This is a genomic window from Nocardia sp. NPDC003979, from assembly GCF_053605015.1.
This window is the reverse complement of the sequence record NZ_JBSGIJ010000053.1, coordinates 1-1,122: the sequence shown is the minus strand read 5'-3', so window position 1 is coordinate 1,122 and position 1,122 is coordinate 1. Positions and strand designations below refer to the sequence as shown.

Sequence of the window (1,122 nt, the reverse complement as noted above, 5' to 3'; positions counted from 1 at the left end):
CGCCTAGTTGTGATGTCCAGGGAGGTTGGTCAGTCGGGTGACCGGTGGCCGACCTCCGATCGCGGAGTGGGCTCGATGGTGATTGTAGAAGTGCAACCAGCCCGGTAGTGCTGTGTTGCGTTGTTCGGTCGAATCGTAGAGCCGGGCATAAGCCCAGCCCTCTCCCAGAGTGCGGTGGAATCGCTCGATCTTGCCGTTGGTCTGCGGCCGGTAGGGACGGGTCCGTTTATGCCTGATCCCGAGCTCGGTGCAGGCATCACGCCAGGCATGTGATTTATAGGCTGATCCGTTGTCGGACAATACTTTCTCGACGGTGACACCCCGCTCGGCGTACCAGGTGACCGCGCGTTGCAGTACCCCGATCGCGGTGACCGCCTTCTCGTCGGTGCAGATCTCGGCGTAGGCCAGGCGGGAGTGATCATCGATGACGGTATGGACGTAAGCCGTGCCGATGACGGGCCGGTAAGCGGCGCCGCGTTCCCCGGTTCGCTTGCTCTGGGCGCGGTGCAGGTAACGGTGCCCGCCGGCGTCGGGGATGTTGGCGAACTTGGTGACATCGACGTGGATCATCGAGCCGGGGTGGGCATGTTCGTAGCGGCGCAGCGGTTCACCGGTGACACGGTCGATGCGCGACAAACGGTTGATTCGGCAGCGAACCAGTACTGCGTGCACGGTCGAGGCCGGCATCGCGAGTCGGCCCGCGATCTAGATCGGACCCAACCGGTGCCGCCAACGCAATGCCACGATGCGTCGCACCAGGTGTGGTGGTGTTTTGTTCGGTTGTGTGGTTGGTCGTGAGCTGCGGTCGACCATCCCGGTCGGGCCTTCGACGCGGTAGCGGTCGGCCCATTTCCCGGCCGTCCGCGCAGACACCATGAACAGCTTGCCTGCTGCTGTGTATGTCCAGCCGCGGTCGACGATCAGTTGGGCCAGGCGTAGTCGTGCTCGTGGAGTCAGGGCTGCGTTAGCGTGGGACACGAAGGCCTCCGGGTTGTGGTGAAGCGGTTCCTAGACAGCTCCACTTCACTACCGGGGGCCTTCGCCTGTCACATCGACTTACCCGCGGGGAGCGGGACAACCTCCCTGGACATCACACCTAGTCCGAGGAAGATCCCAGCGGCC

The 1,122-nt window shown here is 63.7% G+C and carries 1 pseudogene; it reads right to left on the bottom strand.

Features of this window, described 5'->3' with window-relative positions:
• Nucleotides 1–3: 3 nt before the first annotated feature.
• Nucleotides 4–978, bottom strand: a pseudogene (locus tag ACWEVR_RS33990) (IS481 family transposase).
• Nucleotides 979–1,122: the final 144 nt, after the last annotated feature.